The 7,731-nt window shown below is 64.6% G+C and carries 8 protein-coding genes and 1 pseudogene; 1 reads left to right on the plus strand and 8 read right to left on the minus strand.

Features of this window, described 5'->3' with window-relative positions; genetic code table 11:
* Positions 1-211 (plus strand): annotated as a pseudogene (locus tag EN949_RS30115) (LLM class flavin-dependent oxidoreductase); the annotation flags it as partial.
* A 24-nt stretch (positions 212-235) separates the two neighbouring features.
* Here the strand turns inward: EN949_RS30115 and EN949_RS30120 are convergent.
* From EN949_RS30120 to EN949_RS30155, 8 genes are all read right to left on the minus strand, one after another.
* Positions 236-631, minus strand: coding sequence for a RidA family protein (locus EN949_RS30120; protein ID WP_063169943.1), 396 nt, complete (start codon positions 629-631; stop codon positions 236-238).
* Between the two features lie 77 nt (positions 632-708).
* Positions 709-1,857 carry an acyl-CoA dehydrogenase family protein gene (locus EN949_RS30125; RefSeq protein ID WP_063169944.1) on the minus strand — a complete coding sequence of 383 codons (1,149 nt, stop codon included), beginning with the start codon at positions 1,855-1,857 and terminating at the stop codon, positions 709-711.
* A gap of 75 nt (positions 1,858-1,932) precedes the next feature.
* Positions 1,933-2,745: an enoyl-CoA hydratase family protein gene (locus EN949_RS30130; protein ID WP_063169945.1), complete on the minus strand. Its 813-nt coding sequence runs from the start codon at positions 2,743-2,745 to the stop codon at positions 1,933-1,935.
* A complete protein-coding gene (locus EN949_RS30135; protein WP_063169946.1) occupies positions 2,742-3,212 on the minus strand; it encodes a MarR family transcriptional regulator in 471 nt (156 codons plus the stop codon). The genes EN949_RS30130 and EN949_RS30135 overlap by 4 nt, the downstream gene beginning before the upstream one ends.
* On the minus strand, positions 3,206-3,979 hold the full coding sequence (locus tag EN949_RS30140) for an SDR family NAD(P)-dependent oxidoreductase (RefSeq protein ID WP_063169947.1): 774 nt from the start codon (positions 3,977-3,979) through the stop codon (positions 3,206-3,208). The genes EN949_RS30135 and EN949_RS30140 overlap by 7 nt, the downstream gene beginning before the upstream one ends.
* Complete coding sequence (locus EN949_RS30145) at positions 3,976-6,270, minus strand: bifunctional salicylyl-CoA 5-hydroxylase/oxidoreductase (protein ID WP_063169948.1); 2,295 nt, start codon at positions 6,268-6,270, stop codon at positions 3,976-3,978. Before EN949_RS30145 ends, EN949_RS30140 begins: the two co-directional genes overlap by 4 nt.
* A 140-nt stretch (positions 6,271-6,410) precedes the next feature.
* The gene (locus EN949_RS30150; protein WP_024503399.1) at positions 6,411-7,010 is read right to left on the minus strand and encodes a VOC family protein; all 600 of its coding nucleotides are present in this window, start codon (positions 7,008-7,010) and stop codon (positions 6,411-6,413) included.
* 77 nt (positions 7,011-7,087) lie between these two features.
* The coding region (locus tag EN949_RS30155; protein WP_164782586.1) for an ATP-binding cassette domain-containing protein at positions 7,088-7,731 on the minus strand (644 nt) is incomplete at its 5' end.

The raw sequence follows: 7,731 nt of genomic DNA on the forward strand, positions 1-7,731 counted from the left end.
CGCCTATGACCGCTACCGGCAGCGTTTCGCCGGCGGCGCCGGCACCTACCCGCTGATCGGAACGCCGGAAACGATCGCCGCCGACATGGTCGCAATTGCCGGGCACGGCTATCAGGGCATCGCGCTGTCCTTCGTCAACTACACGCAAGAACTGCCCTATTTCTGCGATCACGTGCTGCCGATCTTGAGGCAGGCGGGGCTTCGCGAATAATTTATTCCTGAGGCAGCCAATAATTTATTCCGGAATGACGGCGGTGGCCTGGATTTCGATCTTGGCGCGATCCTCGACCAGCGCCACCACCTGCATGGCGGCCATCGCCGGAAAATGCCGGCCGATGACCTCGCGATAGGCCTCGCCGATACCCCTGAGATTGGCAAGGTATTCGGCCTTGTCGGTGAAGTACCAGGTCATCGAGGTGATGTGCTGCGGCCCCGCGCCGGCTTCCGCCAGCACCGCGACGATGTTCTGAAGCGTTTGCCGCACCTGGCCGACGAAGTCGTCGGTTTCGAACTGGCATTGGCCGTTCCAGCCGACCTGTCCGCCAACGAAGACGAGCCGACCGCGCGCCGCGACGCCGTTGGCGTAGCCGACAGGTTTGGCCCAGCCTTCCGGCTGCAGAATCTGGTGCATTTCAGTCTCCCGATTCGTCAAAACTCGGTTCGCAATATCCATTGTCAAAACAGTCTGGTCCGTGGGCGCGACCTGCTTCAGGCCGCGCCCATCACTTGCCGCGCAATCACCACTTTCTGCACGTCGGAGGCACCCTCATAGATGCGCAGCGCGCGGATCTCGCGATACAGGCTTTCGACGATGTGGCCTTTGCGGACGCCGTCGCCGCCGTGCAGCTGCACGGCCTTGTCGATCACCTCTTGCGCCCTGTCGGTGGCAAACAGCTTGGCCATCGCCGCCTCGCGGGTGACGCGGGGCGCACCCATGTCCTTGGTCCAGGCGGCGCGGTAGACCAGCAGCGCCGCCGCATCGACATCGAGCGCCATGTCGGCGATGTGCCCCTGCACCATTTGCAATTCGGCCATCGGCGCGCCGAATAGTTTGCGCTCGGCCACGCGTTTGATGCTTTCATCCAGTGCACGGCGGGCAAAGCCGAGTGCCGCCGCACCGACGGTCGAGCGGAACACATCGAGCACCGACATGGCGATGCGGAAGCCGTCGCCTGGCTTGCCGATCAGTGCGGTGGCCGGCAGGCGGACCCGCTCGAAAGACAGCCGCGCCAGCGGATGCGGCGCGATCACTTCGAGCCGTTCGGCGATGCCAAGGCCCTTGGCGTCGCCAGGCACGAGGAAAGCGGAAAGTCCCTTGGCGCCCGGCGCCTCGCCGGTGCGGGCAAAGACGACATAGAGGTCGGCGATGCCGCCATTGGAGATCCAGGTTTTTTCGCCTGTAAGAACGTAGCTGTCGCCGTCGCGGGTCGCCGTCATTTCCGTGTTGGCGACATCTGATCCCGAGCGCGGCTCCGACAGGGCGAAGGCTGATATCGCCTTGCCGGCGCGCGTCTTCGAAAGCCATTGCCGCTGCTCCACCGTGCCGAACAGGCTGAGCGCGCCGGTGCCCAGCCCCTGCATGGCGAAGGCGAAATCGGCCAACCCGTCATGGCGGGCGAGCGTCTCGCGCGTGATGCACAAAGTGCGGACGTCGAGGGGACCCGGGTTGTCGGTGTCGAGCGCCGTTGGCTTCAGCCAGCCGTCTCGGCCGAGCTTGCTGACCAGCTCGCGGCAGGCGGCGTCGACATCATGGTGATCGACTGGGAGGTTGGTCGTGCACCATGTCTCGAGGTGCTCGGCTAGTTCGCGATGGCGGTCTTCGAAGAACGGCCAGGAGAGGAAGGAACGGTCAGGCATTGGTGGCCCCGCTATTGAGGCCTTGCGCACTACGGCGCCCCCCTCCCGCCAACGTCTCCACGCAAAGCATCATCCTCAATCCCCCTCGAACACCGGCTTTTCCTTGGCCACGAACGCCTTGTAGGCGCGTTCGAAGTCGCGGGTCTGCATGCAGATCGCTTGCGCCTGCGCTTCCGCCTCGATCGCCTGGTCGAGGCCCATCGACCATTCCTGGTTGAGCTGGGTCTTGGTGATGCCGTGCGCGAAGGTCGGGCCGGAGACGATGCGCGCCGCCATGTCGAGCGCGTCGGCTTCAAGCGCGGCGGCATCGACCAGCCGGTTGTAGAAACCCCAGCGTTCGCCTTCATCAGCCGTCATGGTGCGGCCGGTGTAGAGCAGTTCGGCGGCGCGGCCCTGGCCGATGATGCGCGGCAGGATCGCGCAGGCGCCCATGTCGCAGCCGGCGAGGCCGACGCGGGTGAACAGGAATGCGGTCTTGGCTTCCGGCGTGGCGATGCGGATGTCGGAGCTCATCGCAATGATGGCGCCGGCGCCGACCGCGACGCCGTCGACCGCCGCAATGATCGGCCTGCCGCAATTCAGCATCGCCTTGACGAAATCGCCGGTCATGCGGGTGAAGACCAGGAGCTCCTTCATGTCCATTTTGACCAGCGGGCCGATAATGTCGTGGACATCGCCGCCGGAGCAGAAATTGCCGCCATTGGAAAGGAACACCACGGCGTCGACATCGTCGGCATAGACGAGGTCGCGGAACGTGTCGCGGAGTTCCGCATAGCTGTCGAAGGTCAGCGGGTTCTTGCGCTCCGGCCGATCGAGCCGGACCTTGGCGATCCTGCCCTCGACCTCCCAGAGGAAATGCTTCGGCTTGCGCCCGGCCATTGCGGTCATTCGCGTCCCTCCCAGTTGCTGCGGAACGAGGTCAGCATGCCGGTCAGCCGGCGCGCGTCGTCCTCACTGACCTTGCCCAGCAATTCGCCGATCCAGCCTTCATGCGCCGCGGCGATCGCGGCAAAGGCCTGCGTGCCTTCCTCGGTCAGCCGCACCATCGAGGTGCGGCGGTCGCCATTGCGCCGCGCGCGGGCGACAAGTCCTTCCGAAACCAGCCGGTCGACGATGCCCGTGACATTGCCGTTAGAGACCAGCAGGAAACGCGACAGGTCGCTCATCAGCATGCCTTCCGGCGCGCGATAAAGCGCTGCCATCACGTCGAAGCGCGGCAGCGTGGTGTTGAAGTCCTTCTTCAGCCGCTCGCGCAGCTCGGCCTCGATCGTGCGCGAGGCGCGCAGCAGCCTGATCCACAGACGCAAGCGGTCCTTGCCGGGTCTCGACGGCGCGGGCAGGGGGCCGGCTACCATGTTTCGCCTCCTGAGATGGAAATCGCCTGTCCGGTGATCGATTGGGCGGCGTCGCCGCACAGCCACAGCACGGCGGCGGCAATTTCATCCGGCTGGATGAAGCGGCCTTGCGGGTTGGTCGAGGCAAGGCTCGATCGCGCTTGTTCGGCCGAGCGGCCGGTCTTTTCGATGATGCGCCGGATGGACTCTTCCAGCATTTCGGTTTCCACAAAGCCTGGGCACACCGCGTTGACGGTGACGCCGGATTTCACTGTTTCGGCGGCAAGCGCCCGCATCAGGCCGATGACGCCATGCTTGGCGGCGACGTAAGACGCGACGTAGGCGTAGCCTTTCAGGCCGGCGGTCGAGGCGATGAAAACAATTCGTCCCGTCTTCCGCGCGGCCATGCCGGCCAGCGCGGGCTTCACCGTCAGGAAGGCGCCGGTCAGATTGACGTCGAGCGTCCGCTGCCAGTCGCTGAGCGCGGTTTTGTGCGCCGGCGCGCTGCCGGCCATGCCGGCATTAGCGACGACGATGTCGAACGGGCCGCGCGCGGCTTGCGCCCTCTCGTAGAGCGCCGCCATTGCCGCCTCGTCGGTGACATCGGCGGCGATGCCAGAGATGCGGTCGTTTTCGCCGGCCACCTTGGCGAGCTCTGCTTCCCGGCGGCCGCAGATGGTGACGCCGATGCCGGCAGCAGCCAGCGCCAGCGCGATGGCCCGCCCGACGCCGGAGCCGCCGCCAGTGACCAGCGCATGCTTGCCGGGTATCGTCGCGGCGGCCGTCATACTTTCAGCCCCGCTGCGGCGTCGCGCTCGGCCAGACGGTAGAGCTGGTCGCGTCCGGGCAGATAGGGATCAGGCCATTTGACACCGCGGTCGCCGAGCGTGACGGCGGCATGCAGCGTCCAGTAGGGATCGGCGAGATGCGGCCGCGCCAGCGCCACCAGGTCGGCGCGGCCGGCCATCAGGATCGAATTGACATGGTCCGGCTCGTAGATGTTGCCGACCGCCATCGTCGCCATGCCGACCTCGTTGCGGATGCGGTCGGAAAACGGCGTCTGGAACATGCGGCCATAGACAGGCTTGGCCAGTGCCGAGGTCTGGCCTGCCGAGACATCGCAGATGTCGACGCCGGCCTCATGCAGCAGCCGCGCGATCTCGACCGCGTCGGCCGGCGTCACGCCCTCGATGCCGACCCAGTCATTGGCGGAAATGCGCATCGAGATCGGCTTCTCCGCCGGCCAGGCGGCGCGCACCGCGCGGAAGATTTCGAGGGGATAGCGCATGCGATTGTCCAGCGAACCGCCATATTCATCCGTGCGCCGGTTGGTGACCGGCGTGATGAAGGACGACAAGAGATAGCCATGCGCGGCGTGGATTTCGAGCATGTCGAAGCCGCAGCGATCGGCCATCTCGGCCGAAGCGACGAATTCGTCGCGCACGCGGTCCATGTCGGCGCGGTTCATCGCCTTCGGAACCTGATTCTGCGGCGACCACGCAACGGCCGAAGCCGCCATCACCGGCCAGTTGCCTGAGACCAACGGCACGTCAGTGCCCTCCCAGCCGAGCCGGGTCGAGCCCTTGGCGCCGGAATGGCCGATCTGGGCGCAGATCTTGGCCTCGGTCTCGGTGTGGACGAAATCGACCAGCCGCTTCCACGCCACCTCATGCTCGGGCGCGTAGAAGCCGGGACAGCCGGGCGTGATGCGCCCTTCCGGGCTGACGCAGGTCATCTCGATATAGATGAGACCGGCGCCACCCTTGGCCCGCTCGGCATAATGCGTGAAATGCCAGTCGGTCGGGCAGCCGTCGACAGCCTTGTACTGCGCCATCGGCGAAACGACGACGCGGTTCTGCAGCCTCATGTCGCGCAGCTTGAACGGCGCGAACATCGGCGCGCGGCGCAGGCTGTTGCCGCCGGCGCCCGCCTGGCGCTGGAACCATTCTTCCGCGCTTTCAAGCCATTCGGCATCGCGCAGTCGCAGATTCTCGTGGCTGATACGCTGCGAGCGGGTCAAAAGCGAATAGTTGAACTGCACCGGATCGAGGCCGAGATAGCGCTCGACCTCCTCGAACCATTCCAGCGAATTGCGCGCCGCCGATTGCAGCTTGAGCACCTCGGTGCGGCGGGCATCCTCATATCTGCGGAAGGCGGCATCCAGGTCCGGCTCAGTTTCGACATATTCGGCCAGCGCCACAGCACTTTCCAGTGCCAGCTTGGTGCCGGAGCCGATCGAGAAATGCGCCGATGCCGCTGCATCGCCCATCAGCGCGAGATTCTTGTAAGACCAGCGCTCGCACAGCACGCGCGGGAAATTGATCCAGGCCGAACCGCGGATATGGTTGGCATTCGTCATCAAGGCGTGGCCGCCGAGATGTTTTTCGAAGATCCGCTCACAAACGGCGATCGATTCCTGCTGCGACATCGCACCGAAGCCGAAGGCAGCCCAGGTCTGCTCGCTGCACTCGACGATGAAGGTCGCGGTGTCGCTGTCGAACTGGTAGGCGTGGGCCCACACCCAGCCATGCTCGGTTTTCTCGAAGATGAAGGTGAAGGCGTCGTCGAATTTCTGGTTGGTGCCGAGCCAGACGAACTTGCATTTGCGGGTGTCGATGTCGGGCTTGAAGATGTCGACGAAACTGTTGCGCGCCCTGGAGTTCAGGCCGTCGGCAGCGACGACCAGATCGTGCGTCTCCATGTAAGGCTTGGGATCGGCGATGTCGGTCTCGAACATCAGCTTGACGCCGAGTTCACGCGCCCGGCGCTGCAGCAGGACCAGCAGCCGCTTGCGGCCGATGCCGCAGAAGCCGTGTCCTGACGAGACCGTGCGCACGCCGTCATGGATGACTGCGATGTCGTCCCAGTAGGCAAAGTGCTTCTTGATCCAGACGGCGCTGACCGGATCGTTTTTCGACAGATTGTCGAGCGTTTCGGCCGACAGCACGACGCCCCAGCCGAACGTGTCGTCGGCGCGGTTGCGCTCGAACACCGTCACATCGTGGGCGGCGTCCCTCAGTTTCATCGAAATGGCAAAGTAGAGGCCGGCTGGTCCGCCGCCGAGAACCGCAACCTTCATCTGTGCGATCTCCTCTTCGCTTGCTGGAGTTCAGTATCGCGCCGGCGACAAGATATTTCAAGCTTAAAGTTTTATATCGGAACGATCGTCCTGACATGGCGAAAGCGCGCCTGCGTGTCATCACGCAAGCGCGCTGCCGATCACTTTTCCGGGTTCTTCGGGCTCCACAGCACCGTCTCGGCGCCCTTCTCATAGGCCATGCCATCGGGATAGCTGATCGCTTCCAGTTGCAGCCCCCACGGCGCCTGGAAATAGAGGATGGTCTGGCCGGCGGCCGGCCCTTCCTTGACCGGCAGCGGCCCCATCCGCGTCTTGACGCCCTTGCCTTCGAGATAGGCTTTAGCAGCAGCGACGTCGTCGACATAGAAGGCGATGTGGAAGCCGCCAATGTCGCTGTTCTTCGGCGTCAGGTCCTTCTGGTCCGGTGCTGTGTATTTGAACAGCTCGATGTTCGAGCCGTAGCCACAACGCACCATGGTGACCTCTTCGATCACCGCCTTCGGATCGACGCCCAGAAGATCCTGCATGAAGGTGCCCTTGTCGTCGGCGAACGGGCCGAACGACATCGCCTTCTTGCAGCCGACCACTTCGGTGAAGAAGTCGACCGCCTGCTTCATGTCGGGAACCGTGATGCCGGTGTGGTCGTGGCCGCGCATGCCCGGGATCGAATCCGCCGAGGCCATGCCGGCGCTGCCGAGCATCGCGGCGGCGAGCGTTGCAATTGCGATTGTGGTCTTCATGTCAGTCCTCTCCATTTGGCGGGACTTGGTCTTTGTGGTCGCACGTCCGAGGCCCGCTCTTCGGCGTGCGTATGCATTCATGTCGGCGGCTTGGCTGCGGAAGGAATGTCGAGCCAGCTCGCATCGATCTCGGGCAGCGGAATGGCCGCGATGAGATCGCGCGTGTAGCTTTGCCGCGGCTTATCGAACAAGGCGTCGGTGGCGCTCGCTTCGACGATCGCGCCTTCGCGCATGACGATCACTTGCCGGCACAGCCGCCGGATGACAGACAGATCGTGGCTGATGAAAGCGACGGTCAGCCCCATCTCCGCGGCAAGCTGCTCCAGCAGGGTCAGGATCTGCGCCTGCGTCGACACGTCGAGCCCGGAGACGATCTCGTCGGCGAGCACGAATTTTGGCGACAGCGCGAGAGCGCGCGCAATGCCGACGCGCTGGCGCTGGCCGCCCGACAGTTCGTGCCGATAGCGGCTGGCGAAACTTTGCGGCAGGCCGACACGCTGCAGCGCCTCGGCGACGCGCGCCTTCAGGTTGTCGCCAAGACCATTCTGCTTCAAAGGCGCGGCGATAATGCTGGCAATGGTGCGGCGCGGGTTGAGCGACGACATCGGATCTTGAAAAATCATCTGCAGATTGCGCCGCAGCGGCTGCAGCTCCGCTTCCGGCAGATTGGTGATGTCGCGGCCGGCGAAGTTGATGCTGCCGGCGCTTGGCTCCAGCAGGC

It is taken from the genome of Mesorhizobium sp. M7A.F.Ca.US.007.01.2.1, assembly GCF_003998165.1.
GTDB classification, from domain to species: domain Bacteria; phylum Pseudomonadota; class Alphaproteobacteria; order Rhizobiales; family Rhizobiaceae; genus Mesorhizobium; species Mesorhizobium ciceri.